We start from the raw sequence: 25,298 nt of genomic DNA on the forward strand, positions 1-25,298 counted from the left end.
TTCCGTTTAGGGTTTCTTTGCGAAAAAGGAGGGACGACCCATTTTGTCCTATAAACAAATCAAATGGCTGATCCTCATCATCCCCACACTGGTAACAGGAGTGTGGGAATACGTCCGCCATCAGTTTCTGCTGCCCGTCATCTCCATGCAATTCGGAAATTATCTGACACCGGTGCTGGTTTTTGCCGTGACCATCACCCTGCTTTACCGCCTGTTTGCCATCTATGAAAACATGCAGGAAGAACTGAAAAAGGAACGGGAGGAAAAAGCGGTCTTCAAAGAGCGGGAACGGATCGCCCGCGAGCTTCATGACGGAATCGCCCAAACCCTGTTTCTCTGCTCGGTCAAACTGAACCGGTTGCGGGAAAAGTACCCGGATGCCGATCTGGTCAGCGTCGATCAACACCTGCGCCAGATCCACGATGATGTGCGTCAGGCGATCTTCAATGTCAAAACGGCCTCATCCCTCCCGTCACAAGTCTGGCAAAAGCAGTTGGAAACGTGGTTTCACCTGTTTGAAACGGATACCGGTATTGCCGTCCGTAAGAAAATCGATCTTGAGGAGAGCAGGTTGTCCCCCAAAGAGAAGATCGAGTTGTTCGCCTGCATCCGGGAGGCATTTACCAATATCCGCAAACATTCGGGAGCCCGTCAGGTTGATTGCCGTCTCTCCTCCTGCCCGGGCGGCTGGAAGCTGGTGATTGAAGATGACGGAAAGGGATTTTGTGGCGATCCCTTCGCCTCCCCGACCAGCTTCGGCCTGAAGATCATGCAGGAGCGGGCCCGGCAAATCGGGGCAGTACTCTCCTTTACCCGGGAGCAGGAAAAAACGAAACTGATCATTCAAAAGGAGGGCGGGGAAATTGGAATCCCGTTGCCGTATCCTGATAGGAGATGACCATGATCACGCCCGCGAAGCGATGCGCATCATTCTTGAGGAAGATTCCCGTTTTCAAATCGTCGGGGAAGCCAAAACAGGGCAAGAGGTGATCCGTCTGGCGGAAGAATTGATGCCGGATATGATATTAATGGATATTAACATGCCCGGTCCGAGCGGTTTGGAAGCGACACGTGTGATCAAAGAGAAATTTCCCTACATCAAAATTGTGATGGTCACCGTTTCCGATGACGCGTCCGACCTGTTTGCAGCACTGAAACAAGGGGCACAGGGATATCTGCTGAAAAATTTAAATCCGTCGCTCTGGCTCACCTACTTGCGTTCCATTGCAGCGGATGAGACCCCGATGCCAAAAGAGGTCGCCAGACGAATCCTCCAGGAGTTTACAACACCGTTCTCCCCTTCCGAGGAGCCCGGCCACGCCCTGACGCCGCGGGAGCAGGAGATTCTCACCCTGGTCGCACAAGGACTCACCAATCGGGACATTGCCGCAACTTGTTCCATCTCCGAATATACGGTAAAAAATCACCTGAAAAACATCATGCAAAAACTGCATCTGCAAAACAGGGTGCAACTGACGAGATATGCACTGAAAAGAGGCTTTTTGCGCTCCCGGCCCGGTGAATAAAACATTTCGGTCTTTTTGGCGCAACAATGGGATGAGACTCTGAACAAACGCGCGAGGAAGTCAGGCCCCTGACCGGCCTGCAACCAACTCTCACAGATAAAATAGCCCCAAAGAGGGATAGTATAAGCAAGGAGCTTTGTTAAGATGAATTTGTATCCTTCCGGCAACCATGCACGTTTTGCTGATGAAAAAGGAGGCCGTATGCCAAAATGGGGATGAAACGCCGTGTGATCGGACTGGCGGGAATCATCATGCTGCTGATTTCCGTAACCGCATGCAATCAGGCAGGCAGCAAACCGCATCATGAAGCGAATACGCCGACTCCGATTCAACTTAAAATCTCCTTCCAGTCCGATCCCAACCATCCACAGGCCAATCAGGCAACGCAGCTCAGCGCCAGTGTCCAGTCAAATACCGCTCCAGTAAAAAATGCGAAAGTGGAGCTGGAAGTGTGGAAAGAAGGAGAAAAACATCAAGTGCTTCCCACCACACAGACAAAAGCTGGCGTATACAGCACCAAACACACTTTTCCGCAAACAGGAACCTACCAGGTGATTGTCCATGTAACCACGCCCAACATTCACCAGATGATCATGGGAAAAGTCAACGTGGGTCGTTCTTAGCCCCTTTTTCCGCAATCAATCGTTTGGTAAAATAACCTGAAGATGGGCAATTGCCATAACATCTGAGCTAATTCCACTTCAATCGGGAGGAGTCTTTTTGAAGCAAAGACTCCTCCCGTTCATTCACCGCCTGCCCATGGCATCGCAGTTGATTCATGACCGTTTTCCCCACAACACCCAAAAGATAAGGATGGAACCCGTATGAATCAAGGCAAAATCGTGGTTATCGGAAGCATGAGCATGGATCTGGTCGTCACTTCACCAAAGCGTCCTCTTGCCGGAGAAACCGTCATCGGCGAGGAACTTCATATTGTGCCCGGAGGAAAAGGAGCCAACCAGGCGGTTGCCGCCAGACGGGCCGGAGCAGAGGTGGAAATGGTCGGAGCGGTGGGAAACGACCAGTTTGGCCGCATGGTGCGCGAAAATTTCCGCAAGGAAGGGGTATCGATCACCCATCTGAAACAGCTCCCCGGCATGAGCACCGGAACTGCCCACATCGTGCTTGCCGAGGGAGACAACAGCATCGTCATTGTCCAGGGAGCCAACAAAGAAGTGACCCCGGAGCAGGTCGAGGAAGCAAGCGAGCTCCTGTTATCCGCCTCCATCGTACTCATGCAATTGGAAATCCCCTTGGAAACAGTCTGTTATGCAGCGAATTTGTGTAAACAGCATAACATCCCGGTCATTTTAAACCCGGCTCCGGCAAACGCTTTGCCGCCATCGTTGATTGAACAGGTGACTTTTCTCACACCGAATGAACACGAATGCCGCACCTTGTTCGGGGAACAGGCAGAGGTGGAAGCGATTCTGCGCAAATATCCCAATAAATTGATCCTAACTGAAGGGGAGAAAGGAGTGCGTTACTTTGATGGGGAAAAAATCAGCCGCATCCCCGCTCTGTCCGTCAAGGTAACCGATACGACCGGAGCCGGAGACACTTTCAACGGCGTATTAGCCGTCGCCTTGGCCAAAGGATTGTCATTGGAAGAAGCGATTCGGCACGCCTGTGCCGCCGCCAGCCTGTCGGTCACCAAGCTCGGTGCACAAGGCGGGATGCCTGCATGGGATGAAATCAAAAAAGCACTTCAATCACGAAATGAAATATAACCTCCTTCCCTTTTGCTTCAACTGACCTGACCGGGTACCAGCAAGCCGGACCGGCTCAACTGAATCATCATAAAGACGAGAAAGAGTGCCAGCCCGAAATAGGCGATGCCATACAGCCAGCGTATTTTTGCCGGAACACGATAGTACTCATCATCACTTTGCAACCCGCCGACCGGGTCCTGGATCATTTTTACCCGGATCACCATACGGACATCAGGATGATGCGGGGACGGGGAGGATGTGCTGACCAGTTCAGCCCCGGTCACCTCACCCGGGCATATAAACCGCAAAATCGTCCCAATCCCGGGAAACTCCACTTCGGCGAAATGTTCCTGTGTCTCAACCGTACAGTACTGGCGATAGGGAAGAGAACGGCGATGCGCTTCACCCGGAATCCAAATGCCCGATTGCTCAAAACGGGAACGTTCCACATTTGCCTGCATGTAAACATCCTTTTCCTTTCTCCGGCGTTTCCCTCGACGCAGGTGGGACCACAACTCCAGGACAAAGAGGATATAGATGAAGACCAGCAACAAGCTTTTAAGATAGATAATCAGCACCAGCCCGAAAACCAGTCCCGCCACCCACAGCCATCTCGTCACGGCGATGACAATCCGCCCGCCATCCAAAGGGTGAATGGGAAGCAGATTAAATAAATTAATAAAAAATCCGATGTAAGCGATGGCAAGCAAGATTGGATTATGCCACCAAATCCCCAGACAGTAGCAGGCAAATGCTCCCACTGTTCCCAACAACGGCCCGCCCAGGGCAATAAACGCTTCCGTTTCCGCATCGCTCGGCTGTTTCTTCATCGTGATCAAAGCACCCAAAAAAGGAATAAACGCCGGGGCGGAAACAGGCAACCCCCGCTGCTTGGCAGCAAGTACATGTCCCATCTCATGGATAAAAATCATCAGAACCAACCCGACGGCGATGCGAATCGGAAAAAAGAGGGCGTATCCGCCGATGGAGACCAACATGGAAATCAACGTACCGCCAAACTTCCCGAATTTCAAGAGCGGCAACAGCGCTTTCAGCTTTCCGAGCAAACTCATCAGAACCACACCGATCCAACCCAGCCAGGAAACAAATCGGTTCTTCTTTTTTGGATTCTCCTGATCCACTGCAAGGGCCTCCTTGTTGTTTATGTCGCGCTTTCTCCATTCGCAGTCAACCCTGCCAAAGAAACACCACTCCCCCGTTTTCAATAACTTATTTCCCGTGTTACCCCTATTCTATGACGAAACAAATCAAAAATAAAAAATATGCCGCATTTGTTTTACCGGGCCGTAACGGCAATCGGCCCGGCGTTATTCCTTCATATTTCACAACCGGTCGCCGGCCGGCTTACCGGCGCGGTCATCTCAATCGGTTTTACTCATACCGCAAACATTCGATCGGATGAAGACGGGCCGCTTTGTTTGCCGGAAGAATACCGAAGACGATGCCGAATACCATCGAGAACAAAAGGCCGCCGATGGCAACGGGCAACGAGACAGAAGCCGGCCACAGCCCGATCGCCTCCATTCCTCCCGCAACAGCGGCACCGAGCAAGATGCCGATGGCCCCGCCGATGAGGGACAAGGTAATCGATTCGACAAGAAACTGCATCAGGATATTGTTCCTGCTCGCCCCCAACGCTTTGCGAATGCCGATCTCCCTCGTTCGTTCCGTTACGGAAACAAGCATGATGTTCATAACCCCGATTCCGCCGACCAGCAGGGAGATTCCTCCAATGCTGCCGATGACGATCGTCATGATTCTCGCAATCTGGGTGATCCCCTGCGTCAGCTGTTCCAGATTTTGAACCTCATATCCATCCGTCTTATTATGGTTGCGGTTGAGAATGTTTACTGCTTCTTTCCCCGCTCTCTCCATCTGATCCGCTTGACTTACCTGCAAAGTCACTTGGTCAATTTTCAATTTTCCAAATACGACGCGCCAGGTTTGTGCAGGCAGATAAACCTCCGGGGTCTGGAGCAATCCCTGAATTCCTTCTGCTTTGTCCAGCACTCCGATCACTTTTAACGGTTGCCCTTTGATGCGGACAATTTGCCCAAGCGCAGACTGGCTGGGAAAAAGCTTTCTGGCCACGACATCGGACAAGATCACGCCGCCGCTTGAACTGTTAAAATCGCTCTCATAAAACAAACGCCCCTTGTCCACTTTTGCCCCGTTGGAGATTAAATGGGAATTTCTGTTAATCCCGAAGACGATCGCTCCGTCCACTTTATGATCGCGATACCGGATCGTCGCCGTATCATAGCTGTAGGACAGCACCTGACGCACCTCGGGAATCCGCTTCAGTTCCTCAATGTCTCCCTGGGTGAATATCTGTTCATCACCGGGAAGATCAAGATAGCTTTGATCCCGTTTGGGAACGAGGTTAATCGTATTTTTTGAACCGGCGAACTGCTCGGTCAATTGATCGGTTCCGCCTTGTCCGATGGAGACGATAATCATCACCGAGGCCACTCCGATGATAATCCCCAGCATGGTCAGGACAGAGCGCAATTTATGGGCCAGAATCGAGTCAAGGGCCATTCTGAAATGTTCCGCCAGTTTCATGTTGCCGCTCCTCTCACAGGGCTCATCCGTTCTTTTAACAGTTGTCCGTCGCGAATATAGACGATCCGTTCCGCCCTCTTGGCAACCTCCGCATCATGGGTGATCATCACAATGGTTCGCCCTTCCTTATGCAATTCCGCAAACAAATCCAAAATGACCTGACCTGACTTCGTGTCCAGCGCCCCGGTCGGCTCATCGGCCAAAAGGATTAAAGGTTCGTTAACCAACGCCCGCGCAATCGCCACCCGTTGTTGCTGCCCTCCCGAAAGTTCCGACGGCCGGTGATCTTTGCGTTCTTCCAGTCCTACCTTTCTCAGGGCCGCCACCGCTCTTTTCATCCTCTCCTCTCTGGAAACGCCGGCATAAATGAGGGGCAATTCGACATTTCGCCGGGCGGACATGCGCGGCAACAACTGGAACTGTTGAAACACAAACCCGATGGTGCGGTTGCGAATGGCCGCCAGTCCTTTATCATCTTCGGCCAACACATTTTTGCCGTTAAGAGTATAACTTCCCCCGGTAGGCCGGTCCAAACAGCCAATAATATTCATCAGCGTTGATTTCCCCGAACCCGAAGGCCCCATGATTGCGAGAAACTCGCCTTGTTTAACCGACAAATCGATATCCCGCAGCACCGGGATCACCTGGCTGCCGATCCGGTAAGATTTATGTATCCCCTTGAGCTCAATCATTTCAGCTTCACTTCCATTCCGGAACTCAGCTCTTTCGGCGGTTGGGCAATCACCTGATCCTTCGGCGTAATTCCGGACAGAATCTCGGTTGTCTGCTCGCTCGTTTTCCCGACGTGAACCTCTTTTTCCACCGCCTTGCCATCTTTCACGACATAGACGATTTTGCGATCCCCCTTGTCCACGACGGCAGATGACGGGATTCCCATTACTTTTTGGCTGCCCGTCATGATCTCCACAATCAGCTTGGTACCAAGCTTAAAGGGAACCGGCTCCGTCAACTTGATATCGACCGGGTAATTCACCTGGGAATCGGCATTATCCACGCCTGATTTTTCCTGCGGCATCAACCCCACTCTTTCCACCCGGCCGGACCATTTTTTCCCTGGTATGGCATCGGAAGTGAGCGTTACTTTTTGTCCCGGTTTTACTTTTAAAATATCGTAATCGGAGATGGCGGCTTCCACTTTTAAATGATCGAGATCCGCCACCACGACAAGCGGTTCGGTTCCTGCTCCGCCTGACACAATATTATCAACTGCCCGCACCACCGTTCCATTCAATTTGCTCGTCACATAGCGCTGCGCTCCGTTTTCATATTCGACGAGCCGGTCACCCCTTTTCACTTTCTCCCCCGGCTCGACCAGGATTTTCTTCACATCTCCGCGCTCCGGCTGCTGATAAACCGTCTGCTCACGCTCTGACATCATGGTTCCGGAGGTGGTAAAGGTTTGCGTAAGGGTAAGCGGCTTCAAGTTGACAACGGAAAGGGGAACATCCGCTTGCGCCTGATTCATCACCGCCACAGTGACTAAAACGGCCAGAAGCAAAACCGTCCCCAGGCCAATCCATCCTTTTTTTCGATCGATCCTTACTCTCATCCAAACTCATTCCTCCACATTTGATCTTTCTGTTGTTCATGAGGCGGCCAAAATGACGTTCAAGAGCAGGTCAGCGAGAAAAAACAGGAGCGAAATCAACCACGCCTGTCTCTTGGACAAGCCGGCAATCTCACGAATTCCGCCCGCATATAAAACCAAAGCCCAGATGGTAAACACTTCGATGGCGGACAGCAAGCCTTTCAACACCCCTGAAGCAGGTATGATGCCAGCCAGGCTGGTGACCGGTATTCTCGGGTCCAGTCCAAAACCCGCCACGCCGAGCACATTCAACGCGAGTGACAAGGCGTAGAGAACAGAGAGGTGAAGGTGGAAAGAAAAAAGGGAACGAAACTGGACAATCCGGCTGAACAACCTGATCGTCAGCCAGGCAATCCCGGTGGAGAGAAGCAGGGCCGAGAGATAGGCGAGCCAAGCTGCTGCCACGCTGGCTGCGATGAAAAGCGGCTTCAATGATTGGGCATCAAGCACGGGGGCACTCATGGTCAAGCGAATCCACTCATCGGACAAGTAAGGGTGATTCAAATAAAAATCCGCTTTAAATCCCACCAAAACGGCAAAAATCACCATCATCAGCGTCAGCGGAGCCCATACCAGCGGCGTTTGGCGAATCAGGGCATATTGTTTCCCGGGATTGACAAGCATTCCGAGCAAGCTCGGTTTCTCCTCCTCTTTGGTTGCAAACCCCAGATTTGGTTTCATCCGGCCCCTTCCTCCTTTACCTCCCATTCCCATTTTTCTCACTATTACATTAACACAGCTTGCCACCTGTTGTGGTAAAAATTTTTTGTTTTTTTACACATGGACTCCCGTTCGAATTCCAACGCTCTTTCTTTCATGGAAAACACAACTCTGTCTTTTCGGCACAACCCGGGGATCAACTTGAGCCCGGAAGGGAGAGTTCCCTCCGGAAAATATGAAAGATTCCTCAGAAAAAAGCCGTGCTGAATCAGCGCCGGCCCGGTTTGCAAAAAAAGCGGGATGCAATGCCCTGATCCGAAAAAGCACCGCATCCCGCCTGCTTGATTTTCAGGTGGTTTCATTCTCCATCTCTTTCCACATCTGATTCATCCTCTCATAGGTGGCCGGAAACGCGGCTTCATAGCGCAAAAAAGTGGGAATGGGATAGCGGACGCCACCCTTGTGGGTACCGGCAAGCCCCTCGGCGATTTCCTGCGCCCAAGCATACGGAAACGAAAATGCCATCTCTTGATCGTGCGTTTGCCCAAACACCCGGTCCCCGTAACACGGAAGAATCACTTGCGGTTCCCCTGTCTGTTTGGTGCGGACAACGATATCGGCACAATCGGCCCGCGCGCTGAAATGAGAGGTTAACGAGCCTCCCCGTTTATACAGCGCTGCAGCAACCAGACGCATCACTTGCGCCGAATTGCCATAGACAAGCACCAAATCCGGTTCATGGCCGATTCGGGCAAGCGGACCGACCACAACCGTGCCCCGATCCGCTTCGGAAAACTTCGGGACGGCAGCCTCGGCGTTTCTTCCCGCTTCCATCGTTTCCGTATACATTCCGCAGGCGAGCGTTCCTTCTTCATAATAGGGCAAACTCTCCTTAAAACCGAAGGCGACTTTGGCGATGGGACACGAAAGGTCTTCATCCCCCATGGCGAGGCTCCAACCATACCGTCGGGACATCGTGATCGCCTGGCAAATGGTCAAGGTCACTCCGAAGTCGCGAAAGGGTCGTTTCCATTTTCCTTCCGGCAGCTTTTCTTTTACGACCGTGATCCCCAGGGGAAATGTATCCGGACGCACGTATTTCTCAATCGTTTCTGCCAGTTTTGCCATTTCCATTCCGGCCACTCTCCTATCCCATGCATTTATCTTATAATTCCATTTTATCAGATCATTCTTTGCCGGATCGCAGAAAAATGCCGGCATTGATTAAACGATGCCGGCAACCAGCATACGAGATGGAGATCAAGCCAGCCAATTCAGCAGACGGGCATACTCCTCGATCCGGGGGCGCTTTCCCATGTCAAACGAAAAGGAACGCATCACCAATTCATTTAATTCAGGCGGACAATCGCGGCGAACCGTTGAAAGGGGTGTAATCGTCAATCCTTGCCCCATCGGATTGTTTCCTGTTAAAATCTGATAGATAAGCACTCCCAATGTATACGAATCGTACAGCATATCCCTTTCTTGGTCAGGTGAGTAAAGGGAGAAGTCCATTCCCACCCCTTTGGGCAAAAAACCGAGTCTTCCCCCGTATAAAAAACGAAGGGATCTGTCAGTGGTTAACACCATGTTTTGGGGATGGACCAGTGTAAATTGCCTTTGATCATACAGCCGGCGCAGATGATTCACGATCCTCCGAATCAACCGCAGCCCTTCAGAAAACGGAAGTGGAGAACATCTGCTCAAGTGATGTGCGAGCAGCGTGCCTTCCATCCGGTGAAATACCTGGTACAACACATCCTCTTCCACAAATGCGTCCCGAACCGGGAAAAATACAATTTCATCACGATGGAAAACCGACTCAACACGAATGCGGTCCCGGACCGGTTCTATGTCCAATGCATGAATGAAGCGGGTTGCAACATCACCGCTGTCAAGGCGAAGCTCTGTGAAATAAAGGGTTCCGATGACAAACGGAAACGCCTTTACCACACGGTATGTACCTTTAATCCACTCTCCTTGTGTCTTTGGCTTCATTTCCCCTTCCCCTTTTTCACACCTACTACGCTTCATTCTATCACGATCATGGCAGAGAGAGTAGTCAACCGCCAAAATCGCCAAATCGCATGCAAACCGGAAAATCCGTATGATACACTTATAAATGAGGCAATCAATTTAGACAATTCAGATATGGAGGACCCCTATGGACAAAAAAATCATTCGCTCCTGGGCGATGTATGACTGGGCCAACTCTGCTTTTTCCACCACCATTCTGGCCACCGTCATGCCCATTTTTTACTCGGGCGTGGCCGGCAAGAACCTGGGCCCGACCACGGCAACGGCATACTGGGGCTATACCCAATCCGTCTCACTCTTTCTCATCGTCCTCCTTTCCCCGGTGCTCGGCGCCATCGCTGATGCCGGTAAAGGAAAGAAAGGTTTTTTGCGTTTTTTCACTGCCCTGGGCGCTGTCTCTTCAATTCTGATGGCCACGATCGGGGAAGGAGAATGGCTGTGGGCTTCGATACTCGTCCTCATCGGCTCTCTCGCCTTTGCCGGCGCAACCACTTTTTACGATGCCTTTCTCACGGATGTTGCTCCCGAAGCCAGTCGGGATCAGGTTTCCACCACCGGCTATGCCTACGGTTACATCGGCGGAGGCTTGTTGCTGGCCCTCAGCCTCGCACTCATCCAATTCCACGACCGCTTTTTCCTGACAAAGCTGGCCGCCACGCAACTTTCCTTCCTCAGTGTCGGCATCTGGTGGTGGGTCTTCTCTCTTCCCTTGTTCCGTCATGTCAGGGAACGCGCACCTAAGAAACCCGTTCCCCCGATGCTCATTCTTGCCAAAACCGGAGTCCGGCGGGTATGGACCAGCCTCACCCAGGTGCGAAAATACCCCGAACTGCTCAAATTCCTCATCGCCTTCTGGTTTTTTAACGACGGCATCAACACGATCATCAAGATGGCAACCATCTATGGCACGGAAATCGGGATCGGTCAAACCGACCTCATCGCTGCACTCCTCATCACCCAATTCGTCGGGATTCCCTGCACCTTCCTGTTCGGAAACATCGCCAGGCGCATCGGCGGCAAACCGGCTCTGATTGTCACCCTGATCTGCTACCTGCTCATCGTCATTTTGGGATACTTTATGAAGAACGCGGTTCACTTCTATTTGCTGGCCGTTTTCGTCGGCTTCGTTCAAGGAGGCAGCCAGTCCCTTTCCCGCTCCCTGTTCAGCCTGCTCGTCCCTGTTCATAAAAATGCCGAGTTCTTCGGCTTTTACGGCTTGTGCGGGAAATTCTCCGCCATTTTCGGCCCCGCCGTCTTCGGTCTTGTCGGTCAACTCACCGGTTCCAGCCGAAACGGCATTGCCTCGCTCGCCCTCTTTTTCATCATCGGTATCATCCTGCTGCTGGTGGTCGATCTGGAAAAAGGAAAGAGGCAGGCACTCGCTGATGAAAAAGCGTCCGGTGCGGAGACAGGCACCGCGTAAAACAAAGAAAGAGGGTTTCCCGCAAGGACCTGTCCCTCCGGCGGCGAAACCCCGTTATCAAACAATAAACAATTACATATTTTATAAATTTTACAATTATACATTGACAAATGGCCATGACCTTGTTACGCTTGCCATTGAGTTTCCAGCACGAACCAATACTTATTTGCGAAGAAAAATCAGTCAGGAGGAGACAAATGCCAAAAAGATTGCTTAGAGCATTCTTGTATGCGTTCTCTATTTCTCTTGTCATGTTAATCGCACTATTAATGCGTTTGAAAGCTGATACGGAGTTTGTTAATTTCATGCTGCCTTGGGGCCTGTCCTACGCCTTTATTGTCATTTTTGTCCTGTATCTGTTTTTCACATCAAATGTGATGAAAAAATTGATAAACTTCGTCAATTCCTGGGCGGCAGATTTTGCATTTTGGAAAATGGCCATTATCGTCATCTGCATGCTCATTGGCACAACCATTCTTGCTACGGTGATCCTCATCATTCCCATCGCCGCTTCTACAACATGAGTCTCGCTACAGACAGGATGATTTGACATGGAAATAATCGAAACCATCGCTTTATCTCTCTTATTTCTCGTTATTGCGATTGCTGTTTTTTTTGTTTTCTACTTATCCTTCTCGGATATCCGGGCCAAAAGAAAAGAGCTGAAAGCATTTTTAAAAGATGCCGTGATCTTGGAAGCGACAGTGGTTGAGGTAAAAAGGGTGAAATTGGATCAACCGGTCTATCTCGACTCCAGACGCAGGGCACCTATATGGGAAATTGATTCGTTAGTTCTTTCCTATGTAGACCCTGAAGGAAATGAATCCATCTGGGATACATCTGATGGGAAAAACCTCTTTACATTTTTTAATAAGAGACAGTTTTATACTGATTGGTACGACCTAATTCTCCCTGCCCCCGGCGATAAAAAGAAAATTTACTATAACCGCCGGACAGGGGAGAAATGCTTCTACTACCGCTACGGGATCACTCTCTTTGGCTTCAGCCTTGGATTCGCCCTTTTATTATTGCTCGGCCTCATTACCCTGCTATTGCCGGTCAGCTCCTTCTCTCTGCTATTTAACGGCTAACGGGAGGGGAATCTCCCTCCCGTTTTGTTGACTATATGCTTTCTTTACCATTCCCATTTGTTCGTAATCCCCGCCCAATCGCGGAAATAAAAGGTTGTTACCCCGGTCACATAGGGGACGAACAGCATGTTAAACAAGATTTGCGCCACACCGTAAACGAGCAATGTTCCGGTCAATTCCACGACGATGAACTGAAACAGCAGATTAACAATCAGTGTCACGATCATCAGCAGAACAGAGATCCCCAGAATCGGAAAAAACTTCGCTTTGCCGATGGAGAACGTTCTTTTCCAAGCGGTGAACCAGCGGTGTTTTTCGATCACAGCGACATAAGGAAAATTCATGAACCAGACCATTAAAACAATTCCCGGAATAATAAACAACATCGACCCAAAAGCAACCAAAAATGCCGTAATCGCCCCGATCACATAAACGGGAAAAAGATTTTCAAAAAAGGTGGAGTAAACTTCCCCATAAGTGGGCCGCTCCTGGTTCATCCACTCATTGGCCATGTAAATAAAGGGAATCTCGATGACAAACATAAAAGTAAGGGAGATGATATACTGCGGAATTCTCATGAGAAACGGAACTCCCAGTGCAAGGTTATAAGCAGTCATAAAGGTGGACAAAAAGTCGGACAACAACAATAGCGGCAGTGTCGTCGTCAACGCCAGCACCAATATCGCCACAAAATTTCTTTTATAAAAGGAAAATCCATCCAAGAAGTATCTCATGAATCCGATCACCCATTTATTAAACATTTCTTTGTAGAGTTGATGGTTTTAATCTGGATTTCTCAATGCGGACAATGCTTTTTGGAATTCTTCTTCATCTTCTTGCAACTTCTTTCCTTCCAAAAACCTTCTCTTAGCCCTATCGAAATCTTGACGATCTCTTTCGTTCACCCGGTCGGTCAAAAGCTGTTGATTATAGAACGACAACAAGAGTGCGCTAATCCATTTACGGTATTGATAGAGATAAGCAACCACTTTTTTCCGGTCCTCATAAGTCTTCATCTGAATATAGTTTTGATTAAAAAAGGCCTTGCCGATCTTAAATTGGTATTCCTGCATCTCTTCGTAGGAAGCCATTGTCATTACTCCACTCTGTATTCCTTTCTCGATAAACTTGGTCATTTCTCCTGTAACGTTTCTGGCCAGCTCCTGCTCTTTTAGCATTGTCTGCGTCATATCCAGAAAACGATCAAGAGAAACCTGATAATCGGTCTCTTTGATGTTTTCAGTCGACCTCTTCAATTTCAACAGGAGATTTCGTGCCATTTTGGTCAAGGTTAATTTCCTTTTAGACGCTCTGAGAAAAAAAGTTCGATAGACCTGGGCTATATGGGTAATCCCTATTGCTATCAAAAGTTGCTCTTCAACTTCATTTTTTGGAGGAAGTTCCCCATTTTCATGCACTATTAAATATCCAACAACATCCCTTCCACGATGATAAGATGCACCGTAGTAGCGTTGATTTTGCACCAGAATAAGCTCTGGTCCAATATTATAATATTCTCCTGGCTGTTTATGCTGTTCAATAATAGACAAAATATGTTTTGGAGTTGCCATTGCCATCCCTCACCTTCAGAAAATATTCAGTAACAATCGGGTGAAAAACCCGATTGTTACCCGTTTAAAAAGGCCATAACTTCTTGGCAACACTCTTGACTGCACCTACCGCAGATTTGGCTATCTTTTTGCCAACATCCGTATGTTTAAAAATGGTAGCCCCTGCCCAAACAATTCCGCCACCCACGGCCATTCCTACTGCCAGAGGCGGACAAGCCGCAGCAAATGGTGCTGCCGCCATCGCCATATTCCCCAGGCCGCCAATACCGTTCCAAAAACCATCGGACTGATCTTGACTGCCTGCTTGGGCCGTAAAAGCTTTGGCAAATCCGCTTCCCGATTCAATCGCGGAAAAGCCGATCCCTATGACTCCCCCTACTTTTGCAAGGGCAGAGCTTGGCCAACTTACATTTGATACTACGCCTATTGCATTTTTGAGGTTACCACCGTAACCACCGATTCCTGCATTAGTCAAAGTACGAGCCGCATGACCGAGATTGCTCCACTTAATTGCTTGACCCATCTGTACAAGATGATCAAGACCATCCCAGGCATCCATCCAACCGTTATCAAGCCTGATTCCTAAAGAATCCCGGACAATCGCTGACCCAATGAGGTAAAATTTGGAGGAAACTGAAACTTTTCCTCCCAAAGTTAAAACATTTCCATCTCTGAAATCATTCTCAATAATATCTTCTATTGTTGCGTACTTTGACACCATTATATCGTTTAGAATCAATTTTGTGGTTTTATACGTATCCGAATCCGCGGTCTTGCCGTACAGCTCCCACACTCCAGGCTTTGAAGACGGCGGTTTCTGCGCTTTTACCTCCGACTTGTTTATCGACTGTTGCGGGGCCGGCTTCGGACCTTCCTTCGGCTTATCAAAATGGTCACTCACATGGGGAACGGAGATCCCTCCCGCTTCTGCATAAACAATGCCTTGTCCAAATGAAATGCCGACTCCAACCACTGCGATCAAAAAAGCCATGATCCATCGATAGATGCTGTTTCGCATACTGATCGTTACGGAAAACAGGTGATGCCGGGATCATGCTCCGGTTCTTCCAAAGCCATAATGCCATTTCCCTCCCTCTCCATTGCCTTCCGTAACCGGTTCACCGTCCTTTCTCCCTGATGTTCAACACATGATGAAAAACCGGCCGGAAAAGAAGACAAACTTCATCCTTCGGCCTCTCTTCTCATGAAAATTATTCCATTTCACTGAAAATTCACCGACATGAAGTTCAATCCTTCCCGCAATATGTATTAGAGTGTTACTATAGATTACATGGTAAAATTATACCTTTATTAAGTATTATTTATAATATTCATTCTAGTGAATTTTGTGTCCAAATCCATAAATTTGTCCCATTTATTCATAACTGATCTTAATCGATTAACTTCCGGAGGGGAGTCAATTAATGGAAAACGTTGTAATTCGGGATGCAACCATCGAGGACTTGACACGAATTGTTGAAATTTATAATGCCACGATTGCCGGAAGGATGGTAACCGCAGACACCCAACCGGTGACGGTGAAGAGCAGGGAAAAATGGTTTTATGAACACTCGGCAGACTCCCGTCCCTTGTGGATGCTGGAATATCAGGGGGAGGTATGCGGTTGGCTCAGTTTTCAATCGTTCTATGGCCGGCCCGCTTATCAAAGTACGGCGGAAATCAGTATTTATCTGAGCGAAAAGGCAAGAGGAAAGGGACTTGGATACCATTTTTTAAAAAAAGCGATTGAAAGCTGCCCCCGTCTCAGAATCAAGACCTTGCTGGGGTTTATCTTTGCCCATAATGAACCCAGTTTAAGGTTGTTCGCCAAATTTGGCTTTGAACGGTGGGGATATCTGCCGAAGGTGGCCGAACTGGACGAAGTGGAGCGCGATTTGGTGATCATGGGCAAAAGGGTTATGAACTGAGAATAAACGGGTCTTCTCTTGACCTTCGGCAGGGGCTGACGCGTCCCGATCTGCAACAAAAAAGCCGTCCCCGGGAATTGGACGGCTGGCGCCATTTGCGGTCCGGATGAGAATCATGATTCATCCGGGCGGTATTTCTCCAACACTTCGTCGAGAGCGCTGCTCAGATCATTTTCCGATAACCATTCGTCCGGATCGCACTCAAACGGAGGGAGCGTTTCCGCAAAAAAAGCTTCGCGGAGAATCAGCGGTACACGGAATCGTTCAAACGTCCGTTCCATCATCCGCATATAAACCGAAGCATCGGGCAGTTCCGCGAACAGTTCATGGCTGGGCATTCCGATCGCATCATTGGTGTTAACCTCAATGATCCAGGGGTTCTGCTCATGATCCACCCCAAAATCGATCCCCACTTCGTCATAATCATAAATTTGATCCAGCAGCCGGCAAATTTTAAAAGAAACTTCCTCCAGCTTTTGTCTGATTTCTTGCGTCTCCTCTTTCAGGATCTCATCGGTGGGATGAACGCGGCCATTGCTGATTTTGACATTAGAAACGATCGCATTTTCCCCGCCGATTCGGACCAGATCACCTGCATAGTGCCAGGTGCCGTCGCTCCCTTTTTGCATGTGGACGCGAATATCCATCGGCCGGTCGTTGCTCTGGCGGATGGGTGCACTCTGTTGGATAATATAATTCTTTTTTTCCATTCGCAGAGCCATCTTCCTGTTCATCGAAAAAAACTTTGAGCTCTTCCCCTTGAGATGACAAAACAAAGGAATCAGGGCAATCCTGAAGCTGAATCCGGAATATCCCTTCCCCGCCCCAAGTGGAGATCGGTTTCACATAAATGCAGTGATAACGGCGGAGCATCGGGACAAGGTCGGCTTCCTTTTCGTACAAGACCGTAAACGGGAGGAGTCCCGGCTTGATTTCCTCTTGGGACAGGAATTTATACATTTCCCACTTATTGATAAATCTTCTTTGGGGATCAAATTGAACCATCGCTTGCCTCCTGGAAGTGAGCAGATTGAAACGCTGTTGTTTTTGTCTCCGTCACTTTATTTTGTTCATCCACATAAACCGTTGTATGTTGAAAACCGTCCATTTCTTGGGGATTCAGATAAGCCAGACTCAGGATCGCAACATAATCACCCGGTTGAAACAGGCGGGAGGGGGGACCGTTGAGGCAGATCGTTCCTGAGCCGGGAGGAGCAGGAATCGCGTAAGTTCTCCATGTCTGCCCGGTTCGGTAACCGTTGATTTGCACCATTTCAAAGGGCAGGATGTTCGCTTTTTGCATTAAAATCTCATCAATGGTAATACTCCCTTGGTAATCAAGGTCTGCTTCTGTTACGAGTGCCTTGTGGATTTTCCCTTTGCAGAACAAGCACAGCATGATTAAAATCCTCCCTTTTGCGTCTGTCCCACGTCATACTATGTTGGCAAGAACGCAGATGAAACTTGTCCTGAAGGGGTTGAGCCGCTCGACATCGGCTTTCCCAAACCGCGATATTTCGCCAAGCAATCTGGTCTTATGTTAGAATAAACAGGAGGTTTTCCAGGGAGCCGCAGCATTGTCGCTGGTCCGGTTCGGGAGAAAACGCACAGTGGCAAACTGTGTACATGAAGGGCGAAAAGCCCGGGAGGATATCAATCAGGATATCGCTCCCGGGCCTTTTCAATTGCAATCGCGTCGTGTGGTACCGCCGACCTCCTCACGTTTTCGGGGGTGGTCAGGGGACGCCACACTCTCCGTGGGGTGCGCAATGAAACATTTTATCAAAGGAGGATTTTCTTATGGCATGGCTTTATCTCTTGATTGCCGGTATCTTTGAAGTGGTATGGGCCATCGGGATGAAATACACGCAAGGTTTTACCCGGCTTATTCCTTCCTTGATCACCATTGCCGGTATGGTTCTGAGCATTACCTTTCTCTCCTTGGCAACCAAAACACTGCCAATTGGCACCGCCTATGCCGTCTGGACAGGCATCGGAGCATTGGGAGCGATCCTTCTGGGAATGATCTTGTTTAATGAACCCCGTGATCCCGGCCGCCTTCTCTTTCTCAGCCTGATTCTGATCGGCATTATCGGTTTGAAACTGACAACCCGGTAAACAAGATTTAAAAGCATAAACAACGCATGTGGTTGCCAAAGGATATACCGGAACCGTCTCAGGGTTTTTCCCCTGATGATCGCAAGAAGAGACAGTCGGAAACCGTCCGGCCTCGGTAAAAAGGACAAAAACCACGGAAATTAAAAAACGGGAAGACTCAGCTTCCCGTTTTTTACCTGATGGTCAGGTTACAATTCATGATGAATAATAATTGCAATAAAAAGATGCTTTCGCTTATGTTTATCCAATCGCCAGCTGCGCCACACGTCGTCTCTTTTCAATCACTTCCGACTCGGTCAGGTTGGACGTACGCTGGATCTGAAGCTCTCCAAGCCGGGCCCCCTGGGTCGAATCAATCACAGTGATATGAATGATACCGTCGCTGTCGTATTCAAAGATGACTTCCAGCGGTGCGCCTTTGGGGTATTCAGGGAGATCGATCATGCCTTCACCGACGATTTTTACATAATCGAGCTCACTGTACTCTCCTTCGGTGATCTGTAAATGCAATCGCGTCTGATGATCGACCGTGGTGGTATAGTGCCCGCTCACTTTGCAGGGGATCGGCGTATCTTTGCGCAAAACGATGGAGTTGAATTCACGTCCTTCTTCATCGAGCGCCACAACCCCCATGCTGTGCGAATTGACATCCTGCACATTAACCACAGGGAAAACGCTGGTAAGCTGAGGATCGGCCTTTCCTTGTTTCACTTGCAAAATGGCTCCCTGGATCGCCGCTCCCATCGCGACCACTTCGTCGGGGTTGACATCCAGTGACGGTTTTTTACCAGTGACGCGCTCAATCATGGCCGGTACCTGTCTCATGCGGGTCGAACCGCCGACAAGGAGCACTTTATCAATATCCTTCCAATTCAGTTGGGCATCTTCCAGCACAAACTCCATGATTTTTTTCGTTCGGGTGAGAAGATGCGCAGTGATCTCGTCAAATTTTGTCCGGGTCAGCGTCACCGATGTGTTTAACCCGTTGGCGGAGAGGAAGACGTTGGTACGATCCCGCACAGAAAGGGTCTTTTTGGCAATCTCCGCTTTATCCCGGAGATCTTGCTCCAGCATCGGATCTTCCAGAAGATCAATCCCGCCCTGCTTTTTAAACTCCTCATTCAGGTAAGCCATCACGGCGTTGTCCCAATCGAATCCGCCCAAATTTTTGGCTCCACCCGTGGATAGCACACGCAGGCCCTGCGGAGACAGATTCATGATGGTGACGTCAAACGTACCGCCTCCGAGATCATAGACCAGAAGGTTTTGTTCCTGGTTCATTTTGTTCAACCCGTAGGCAAGGGCGGCTGCGGTCGGTTCGTTAATGATGCGCAAAACGTTGAGGCCCGCGATCCGTCCGGCATCCTGCGTCGCTTTCCGCTGCGCGTCGTCAAAATAAGCCGGAACGGTGATCACTGCATCTTCGATCTCTTCATTCAGCAGCGTCTCAGCATCTTCTTTCAGACGGCGCAAGATCATCGCGGAGATTTCTTCCGGAGTAAAATCTTCCTTGTTATCGGTCTGGAACTTCCATGATTTGTCCCCGATCTGCCTTTTGACAAACTGCACGACATTAAAGGGGCTGGCTACAGCCGAGCGCTTTGCGATACTTCCGACGATGACATCGCGGTTATCAAAGAGAACGACTGATGGGGTAATCCGTTCTCCTTCGCGGTTCGTCAATATCTCTGGTTTGCCGTAATTGTTGACTATAGCGATCGCCGAATAAGTTGTTCCCAGGTCGATCCCTACAACTCTTCCCATCTTTTTTCACTCCTTCGTTCACTTCCATGTGAATCAGCCAAAAAAAGAAACCGTGATTAGAAAAAAGATCTTATGTAAGAGAGGCAAAAAGTGGATGATGATCTTGCAATAAATGAAAACGAAAAGATGGGAATCCCATCTCTCGTTTTTAAAAAGGCATATGGCATTTGCGGCTGCTTCTCCCGTCCCGGTTTGAGGGAGAAAAAGCCGCGGGGAACCATTCGCTTTGTTGAATCAGGGATGGTACTTTTTCACTACTACTTCTTCAGGGCGGAGAACCACTTCTTTATATTTAAACCCATGTCGTACCATATGGACAACCAAATTATCTTCTGCCGGATTTTTGGTGGGTATGACTTCGACGACTTGCTGAATGCGCGGATCGAATTTATTCGATGGCGCAACGATCAACTCGACGCCACGCCTGTACAAAATCTCCAATACTTCATGGCTGAGCGTCTGCAAAATATTGACAAGCTCAGGATTTTTCTCCCCCACTTCCAACTTGTCATTATAAATGTTATTCATGCGATCAATCAGCAAAATCAGGTCAATATATAGAGGACGAAGCTGGTTAAGCTCCTGATCCTGTTTCAGCTCTTCCATTTCCTTATACAGCCGGTCGAAAGCCACTTCTTTTGTTTTATCGTAACTCAGGCGATTGGTTACTACCTGAAGCAAAGAGGCAAAATTCTGCTGCAAGGAAGACAGCATGGAAAGAACCTGCTGATGTTGCCTGTCAGGCCTGGTCTCTTTCACCTCTCTGATCGCATTCTCTCGCCTCGCTAAGCCAAAACGGGATTCAGGCAATGAAAGATGGTTGCTCTGTTCAAAGAATCTATGGTTCTCTTTCCTGGGACCCATAGCTTAACCTCCCCGATGTTGTCGATTTTAAATTCAAATTTATATAAAGGCTAAACTATCTGTAAAATATTAAGCCGATAGAAGGAAACCAATCTCCGTGTCACGTTTTCTCTTTTGCCTTATATAATTTTACTAATAACATAAATAATGTCGCAAGTATATGTGCAAAAACATTTGTAATCCAAATATAATATTTACAGATAGGGTTACTCCATTCCAAATAAGAAAGAAAATACGGAAAATAGCCAAAAAGAGGGAATGGGTCGCTACTGCGTAACCTAGGGCAATTATAGACCCTTTCCTACATTTAGACAAGGATTATTTATCTTTAAGGAACCCTTAATTTTACGGCCCTTCTATCTATTCGCTAGGCAGGAAAAAGTTCCTGCACCTGAAAACCGAAAACAAAAAGCCCCTTCAACCAGGGCTTCGATCAGTAAAACTTTCAAAATTGCGTTTAACGGTTATTTTGATCTTCCTCTCCCTGGGCCTGCGAATTTCAGGGAATCTGACAAAGAGCCGGAAGAACCGCTTTTTTTTGACCTTTTGCAATTGATCGGTCAGGCACAACCGGCAATAATGCTTGCCTTCAAATTGAAAAAACTGAATGTATAAGGACTTTGCTCCACAATTTGAACAAGTGCACTTGTCCGCCATCACAGCCCCTCCCCCCGCTCTGGACTCATGAAACAAAAAAAGGGTGTAATGATTTATTCTTCAAAAAGAGGAAAAATCCTCCAATCATCCGAATATATTATCATTTTCTTTCTGGCATTCAGATTCCAATAAAAAAAGCAGCCCCGAGGAAAGGCTGCTTTATTCACAACTTATCCACATTTTTCTTCCCGGTTGTGAACAAAATGTGGATAACTTTGTTTAACCTTGTTGTTCACGCATATGCGGGAACAGGAGCACATCGCGGATCGAAGGCTGATTGGTCAACAACATCACCAGGCGGTCAATGCCGATGCCCAGTCCGCCGGTTGGCGGCATCCCGTACTCGAGCGCTTCGAGGAAATCTTCATCCATCGGATGCGCTTCATCATTGCCTGCCGCTTTTTCCTTCACTTGCTGTTCAAACCGCTCACGCTGATCAATCGGGTCATTCAACTCAGAAAAGGCGTTGGCGTGTTCGCGGCCCACGATGAACAATTCAAAGCGGTCCGTAAAGCGCGGGTCTTGTTCGTTCTTTTTCGCCAACGGGGAAATTTCAACCGGGTGACCGTAAACAAAGGTCGGTTGAATCAGTTTGTCTTCAACCTTTTGTTCAAAAAATTCGTTGACGATATGGCCGAATTTCATCGAATCCGTAACGTTCACACCATGTTCCTTGGCCAGGCGATGCGCTTCTTCATCAGTCATTTGCCGGCTGAAATCAACACCTGTGTGCTCCTTGACCAGTTCGACCATCGATTTGCGCGCCCAGCCCGGAGACAGATCCACCTCATGCCCCTGATACTCGATCCGGGTTGTGCCGAGAACTTCTTTGGCCGCGTGGCTGATCAGGTTTTCGGTCAGGTTCATGATATCATGGAAATCGGCATATGCTTCGTACAGTTCCAACATGGTGAACTCCGGATTGTGCCGGGTGGAAATCCCCTCGTTGCGGTAGACGCGACCAATCTCATACACTTTTTCAATCCCGCCGACAATGAGGCGCTTCAGATGAAGTTCGATCGCAATGCGCATGTAGAGGGTCATGTCCAATGCATTGTGATGGGTGATAAACGGACGAGCCGCAGCCCCGCCGGCAATCGGATGCATCGTGGGCGTCTCCACTTCCAGGTAACCTTTTTCATCGAGATAACGACGGATTGAAGAGATGATTTTACTCCGGGCGATAAAGGTATCCTTTACTTCCGGATTCATGATCAGATCGAGATAACGTTTGCGGTACCGAAGCTCCACATCTTTCAGGCCATGGTATTTTTCTGGGAGCGGCAGCAACGATTTGGTGAGAAAGACGACTTCATCCGCCTTGACGCTCAGTTCACCGCGATTCGTTTTAAAAACAACACCCTTGATTCCCAGAAAGTCGCCGAGATCAGCCAGTCCAAACGCTTCGTACTGTTCTTCCCCGACCCGGTCCAGGCGGACGTAGATTTGCACGCGTCCGCTCATATCCTGCAAATGGGCAAAAGAGGCTTTGCCTTGCTGGCGTTTTGCCATCAATCGCCCGGCAATGGAAACCTCGATATTTTTCTCCGCCAGTTCTTCTTTGGATAAAGATTCATACTGACTCAGAATGTCACGGGCGGTTGCCGTTCGTTCAAACTTGTGTCCGAAAGGATCAATTCCCCTCTCTCTGAGGCGATCCAACTTATCCCGGCGCACCTGAAACAGATCGCTGTGTTCTTCATGAGACATGATTCATCACTCCTTCATTTCTTGCCAATCCGGCCTCCTGCATATGTAGAAAAGCGGGCGGCAAAAAAGCCGGGAGCCATCCGCCCGCACTCGACAAAACGCAATGCTTACGCCGGTTCTTTTTGTCTTCTCTCTTCTGCCTCAGCAGCAAAATTCAATAAAAGCTGTGCCATTCCATCCCGTGTTTCCTGCTGGTTGACGAGATCTTTGATTTTGGAAGCACCGGGCAGCCCTTTCAGATACCAGGCGGCATGCTTGCGCATTTCCCTGACGGCGATCCGTTCCCCGCGAAGACGAACGAGCCGGTCCATGTGCAACACGGCGATCTCCATCTTCTCTTGCGGCGACGGTTCGGGCAAAAGTTCCCCCGTTTCCAGATAGTGAACCGTACGGTAGAGCATCCAAGGATTCCCCAAAGCACCGCGCCCGATCATCACCCCGTCACAGCCGGTGGTATCCAGCATGCGTTTTGCATCTTCGGGTGTCAATACGTCACCGTTGCCAATGACCGGAATCTTCACTGCTTCTTTCACTTGGCGGATAATATCCCAATTCGCCTTGCCTCTGTACATTTGCTGCCGGGTCCGTCCGTGAACGGCAACTGCTTTGCCGCCGGCGCGCTCCACGGCCTGGGCGTTTTCCACGGCATAGATATGATCCTCATCCCAGCCCATGCGCATTTTCACGGTAACCGGCTTTTTGACGGCTTCCACCACTGCGGAAACCATCTCCTCGATTTTGTTCGGATCGAGAAGCCAGCGTGCCCCGGCATCGCATTTCACGACTTTTGGAACCGGGCAGCCCATATTGATATCAATGATATCCGCATTGGTTTGCTCGTCAACCACTTTGGCTGCTTCGACAAGCGTTTTCTTGTCGCCGCCGAAGATTTGCAAACTGAGCGGTTTTTCCCGTTCGTCGACGAACAGCATCTCTTTTGTCCGCTTGTTGCCGTGCAAAATCGCTTTGTCGCTTACCATTTCCGCACAGACAAGCCCGACTCCAAACTCCTTGGCAATCAGGCGGAAGGCGGGATTGCAGACACCGGCCATCGGAGCCAGCACAACCCTGTTTTTCAGCTCGATATCACCAATCTTCAGCATCGGAAACAACCTCCTTCCATTCCAATAATACCTTTTCATATGAAACCATTTATATGAACAACTGGCGTTCCGTGAAAAGATCACTGAGCGGCGAAAGCTTTTTGATCTCCTGATCGGGCGGCAAGTGGCTGATCCATTCCTCGAGCGTCTTGTCCGTTCCCGGAATCCGTATATTTCCCGCCACTTCACGCAAAGGAATCAAGACAAAAGCGCGCTCCGTCATTCGCGGATGAGGAATGGTCAATTTATCCGCAGTAATGATTTGCTCATCATAGAGAAGCAGATCAATGTCAATGGTGCGGGGCCCCCAGCGAATCTCGCGGACCCGGTGCAATTTTTTCTCGATGTCCAGCACCCGGGCGAGCAGTGCAAAAGGGGACAGCGCCGTTTTCACTTCGACCACGAGATTGTAGAAATCGGGTTGCCGTGTAAATCCGACCGGGGCCGTTTCATAGACAGAAGAAACGCCGGTAACCAGAATGTCTTCGCTCTGGTGCAGCAGCTCAATCGCTTTTTTCAGCTGGCCCGGACGATCTCCCAGATTGGCTCCCAAACCCAGATAGGCGGTTGTTTGAGGATTCATGCTCTTCTCCTCACGATCTCGACACCGACTGATTGATAGTATCCGGGGATGGGCGGGTCCGGCTTTGTGACACGCACCCGGACCTCGGCGATCGGAAAAACGGAAAGGAGGCTGGCCGCGATCCTCTCTGCCAGCGTTTCGATCAATTTCACTTGTGTTTCCGTCGTTTCCTTTTTGACCAATTCGTATACATCCGCGTAATTTACGGTCTTGCTCAGGTCGTCGCTCTCTCCGGCCGCTTTCAGATCAAGCCTCATTTCCAGATCGACGTAAAACCGCTGCCCCAATCTGTTTTCCTCCGGAAATGCCCCATGATAAGCGTAAAAGCACATTCCGTTCAGCAAAATTTTGTCCAC

General features: G+C 49.3%; 27 protein-coding genes and 1 pseudogene. 9 read left to right on the top strand and 19 right to left on the bottom strand.

Annotated elements, in window-relative coordinates; genetic code table 11:
- The first annotated feature begins 43 nt into the window (after positions 1-43).
- The 4 genes from JG50_RS0108255 (at position 44) to rbsK (ending at position 3,256) form a co-directional block, all read left to right on the top strand.
- Positions 44-898 (top strand): sensor histidine kinase, encoded by an 855-nt coding sequence (locus JG50_RS0108255; protein ID WP_033100728.1) that lies wholly within the window; start codon positions 44-46, stop codon positions 896-898.
- Between the two features lie 22 nt (positions 899-920).
- Positions 921-1,526, top strand: coding sequence for a LuxR C-terminal-related transcriptional regulator (locus tag JG50_RS0108260; RefSeq protein ID WP_052154123.1), 606 nt, complete (start codon positions 921-923; stop codon positions 1,524-1,526).
- A 209-nt stretch (positions 1,527-1,735) separates the two neighbouring features.
- A complete protein-coding gene (locus JG50_RS0108265) occupies positions 1,736-2,149 on the top strand; it encodes a FixH family protein (RefSeq protein ID WP_033100649.1) in 414 nt (137 codons plus the stop codon).
- A 201-nt stretch (positions 2,150-2,350) separates the two neighbouring features.
- Entirely contained in the window at positions 2,351-3,256 is a 906-nt protein-coding gene (gene rbsK, locus JG50_RS0108270; RefSeq protein ID WP_033100650.1) for a ribokinase, read from the top strand.
- 17 nt (positions 3,257-3,273) lie between these two features.
- Here the strand turns inward: rbsK and JG50_RS0108275 are convergent, their stop codons facing one another.
- The 7 genes from JG50_RS0108275 to JG50_RS0108310 all read right to left on the bottom strand — a co-directional run bounded on the left by JG50_RS0108275 (position 3,274) and on the right by JG50_RS0108310 (position 10,091).
- Positions 3,274-4,380, bottom strand: a complete 1,107-nt coding sequence (locus tag JG50_RS0108275) for a site-2 protease family protein (protein ID WP_033100651.1) — start codon at positions 4,378-4,380, stop codon at positions 3,274-3,276.
- Positions 4,381-4,630: 250 nt separating this feature from the next.
- Entirely contained in the window at positions 4,631-5,824 is a 1,194-nt protein-coding gene (locus JG50_RS0108280; protein ID WP_033100652.1) for an ABC transporter permease, read from the bottom strand.
- On the bottom strand, positions 5,821-6,516 hold the full coding sequence (locus tag JG50_RS0108285; RefSeq protein WP_033100653.1) for an ABC transporter ATP-binding protein: 696 nt from the start codon (positions 6,514-6,516) through the stop codon (positions 5,821-5,823). Before JG50_RS0108285 ends, JG50_RS0108280 begins: the two co-directional genes overlap by 4 nt.
- On the bottom strand, positions 6,513-7,394 hold the full coding sequence (locus tag JG50_RS0108290; protein ID WP_033100654.1) for an efflux RND transporter periplasmic adaptor subunit: 882 nt from the start codon (positions 7,392-7,394) through the stop codon (positions 6,513-6,515). The genes JG50_RS0108285 and JG50_RS0108290 overlap by 4 nt, the downstream gene beginning before the upstream one ends.
- 36 nt (positions 7,395-7,430) lie before the next feature.
- Positions 7,431-8,114, bottom strand: a complete 684-nt coding sequence (locus JG50_RS0108295) for a YIP1 family protein (RefSeq protein WP_033100655.1) — start codon at positions 8,112-8,114, stop codon at positions 7,431-7,433.
- 327 nt (positions 8,115-8,441) lie between these two features.
- Complete coding sequence (locus JG50_RS0108305; protein ID WP_033100657.1) at positions 8,442-9,227, bottom strand: DUF169 domain-containing protein; 786 nt, start codon at positions 9,225-9,227, stop codon at positions 8,442-8,444.
- Between the two features lie 126 nt (positions 9,228-9,353).
- Positions 9,354-10,091 (bottom strand): protein kinase family protein, encoded by a 738-nt coding sequence (locus JG50_RS0108310; protein ID WP_033100658.1) that lies wholly within the window; start codon positions 10,089-10,091, stop codon positions 9,354-9,356.
- Between the two features lie 166 nt (positions 10,092-10,257).
- On the opposite strand from JG50_RS0108310, the gene JG50_RS0108315 reads away from it, so the two are divergent.
- The 3 genes from JG50_RS0108315 (at position 10,258) to JG50_RS0108330 (ending at position 12,644) form a co-directional block, all read left to right on the top strand.
- Positions 10,258-11,553: an MFS transporter gene (locus JG50_RS0108315; protein ID WP_033100659.1), complete on the top strand. Its 1,296-nt coding sequence runs from the start codon at positions 10,258-10,260 to the stop codon at positions 11,551-11,553.
- 197 nt (positions 11,554-11,750) lie between these two features.
- Positions 11,751-12,077: a hypothetical protein gene (locus tag JG50_RS0108325; protein WP_033100661.1), complete on the top strand. Its 327-nt coding sequence runs from the start codon at positions 11,751-11,753 to the stop codon at positions 12,075-12,077.
- Between the two features lie 27 nt (positions 12,078-12,104).
- Positions 12,105-12,644: a hypothetical protein gene (locus tag JG50_RS0108330; RefSeq protein WP_033100662.1), complete on the top strand. Its 540-nt coding sequence runs from the start codon at positions 12,105-12,107 to the stop codon at positions 12,642-12,644.
- 44 nt (positions 12,645-12,688) lie between these two features.
- Here the strand turns inward: JG50_RS0108330 and JG50_RS0108335 are convergent, their stop codons facing one another.
- From JG50_RS0108335 to JG50_RS0108345, 3 genes are all read right to left on the bottom strand, one after another.
- Entirely contained in the window at positions 12,689-13,378 is a 690-nt protein-coding gene (locus JG50_RS0108335) for a hypothetical protein (RefSeq protein WP_033100663.1), read from the bottom strand.
- Positions 13,379-13,426: 48 nt separating this feature from the next.
- A complete protein-coding gene (locus JG50_RS0108340) occupies positions 13,427-14,215 on the bottom strand; it encodes a hypothetical protein (RefSeq protein ID WP_033100664.1) in 789 nt (262 codons plus the stop codon).
- A gap of 64 nt (positions 14,216-14,279) precedes the next feature.
- Complete coding sequence (locus JG50_RS0108345; RefSeq protein ID WP_152568520.1) at positions 14,280-15,197, bottom strand: hypothetical protein; 918 nt, start codon at positions 15,195-15,197, stop codon at positions 14,280-14,282.
- Between the two features lie 442 nt (positions 15,198-15,639).
- On the opposite strand from JG50_RS0108345, the gene JG50_RS0108350 reads away from it, so the two are divergent.
- The gene (locus tag JG50_RS0108350) at positions 15,640-16,143 is read left to right on the top strand and encodes a GNAT family N-acetyltransferase (protein ID WP_033100666.1); all 504 of its coding nucleotides are present in this window, start codon (positions 15,640-15,642) and stop codon (positions 16,141-16,143) included.
- Positions 16,144-16,256: 113 nt separating this feature from the next.
- On the opposite strand, the gene JG50_RS0108355 is transcribed toward JG50_RS0108350, so the two are convergent.
- The 3 genes and pseudogenes from JG50_RS0108355 to JG50_RS0108365 form a co-directional block, all read right to left on the bottom strand.
- Positions 16,257-16,919: a YheC/YheD family protein gene (locus JG50_RS0108355; protein ID WP_258560230.1), complete on the bottom strand. Its 663-nt coding sequence runs from the start codon at positions 16,917-16,919 to the stop codon at positions 16,257-16,259.
- A pseudogene (locus tag JG50_RS21055) lies at positions 16,909-17,148 on the bottom strand (YheC/YheD family protein); the annotation flags it as partial. The pseudogene JG50_RS21055 and the gene JG50_RS0108355, both read right to left, overlap by 11 nt.
- On the bottom strand, positions 17,135-17,542 hold the full coding sequence (locus tag JG50_RS0108365) for an aspartate 1-decarboxylase (protein WP_033100669.1): 408 nt from the start codon (positions 17,540-17,542) through the stop codon (positions 17,135-17,137). The gene JG50_RS0108365 and the pseudogene JG50_RS21055, both read right to left, overlap by 14 nt.
- Before the next feature lie 401 nt (positions 17,543-17,943).
- On the opposite strand from JG50_RS0108365, the gene sugE reads away from it, so the two are divergent.
- Complete coding sequence (gene sugE / locus JG50_RS0108370; RefSeq protein WP_033100670.1) at positions 17,944-18,261, top strand: quaternary ammonium compound efflux SMR transporter SugE; 318 nt, start codon at positions 17,944-17,946, stop codon at positions 18,259-18,261.
- A 240-nt stretch (positions 18,262-18,501) separates the two neighbouring features.
- Here sugE and JG50_RS0108375 read toward each other — a convergent pair whose 3' ends face one another.
- The 6 genes from JG50_RS0108375 to folB form a co-directional block, all read right to left on the bottom strand.
- A complete protein-coding gene (locus JG50_RS0108375; RefSeq protein WP_033100671.1) occupies positions 18,502-20,025 on the bottom strand; it encodes an Hsp70 family protein in 1,524 nt (507 codons plus the stop codon).
- Between the two features lie 234 nt (positions 20,026-20,259).
- A complete protein-coding gene (locus JG50_RS0108380; RefSeq protein ID WP_033100672.1) occupies positions 20,260-20,889 on the bottom strand; it encodes a nucleotide exchange factor GrpE in 630 nt (209 codons plus the stop codon).
- Positions 20,890-21,765: 876 nt separating this feature from the next.
- Positions 21,766-23,256 (bottom strand): lysine--tRNA ligase, encoded by a 1,491-nt coding sequence (lysS, locus tag JG50_RS0108390; protein ID WP_033100674.1) that lies wholly within the window; start codon positions 23,254-23,256, stop codon positions 21,766-21,768.
- 107 nt (positions 23,257-23,363) lie between these two features.
- Complete coding sequence (dusB, locus tag JG50_RS0108395) at positions 23,364-24,359, bottom strand: tRNA dihydrouridine synthase DusB (protein WP_033100675.1); 996 nt, start codon at positions 24,357-24,359, stop codon at positions 23,364-23,366.
- Between the two features lie 49 nt (positions 24,360-24,408).
- Positions 24,409-24,942 (bottom strand): 2-amino-4-hydroxy-6-hydroxymethyldihydropteridine diphosphokinase, encoded by a 534-nt coding sequence (folK, locus tag JG50_RS0108400; RefSeq protein WP_033100676.1) that lies wholly within the window; start codon positions 24,940-24,942, stop codon positions 24,409-24,411.
- Positions 24,939-25,298 carry a dihydroneopterin aldolase gene (gene folB / locus JG50_RS0108405; RefSeq protein ID WP_033100677.1) on the bottom strand — a complete coding sequence of 120 codons (360 nt, stop codon included), beginning with the start codon at positions 25,296-25,298 and terminating at the stop codon, positions 24,939-24,941. Before folB ends, folK begins: the two co-directional genes overlap by 4 nt.

The sequence above is a fragment of the Thermoactinomyces daqus genome, from assembly GCF_000763315.1.
Classification (GTDB): domain Bacteria; phylum Bacillota; class Bacilli; order Thermoactinomycetales; family Thermoactinomycetaceae; genus Thermoactinomyces_A; species Thermoactinomyces_A daqus.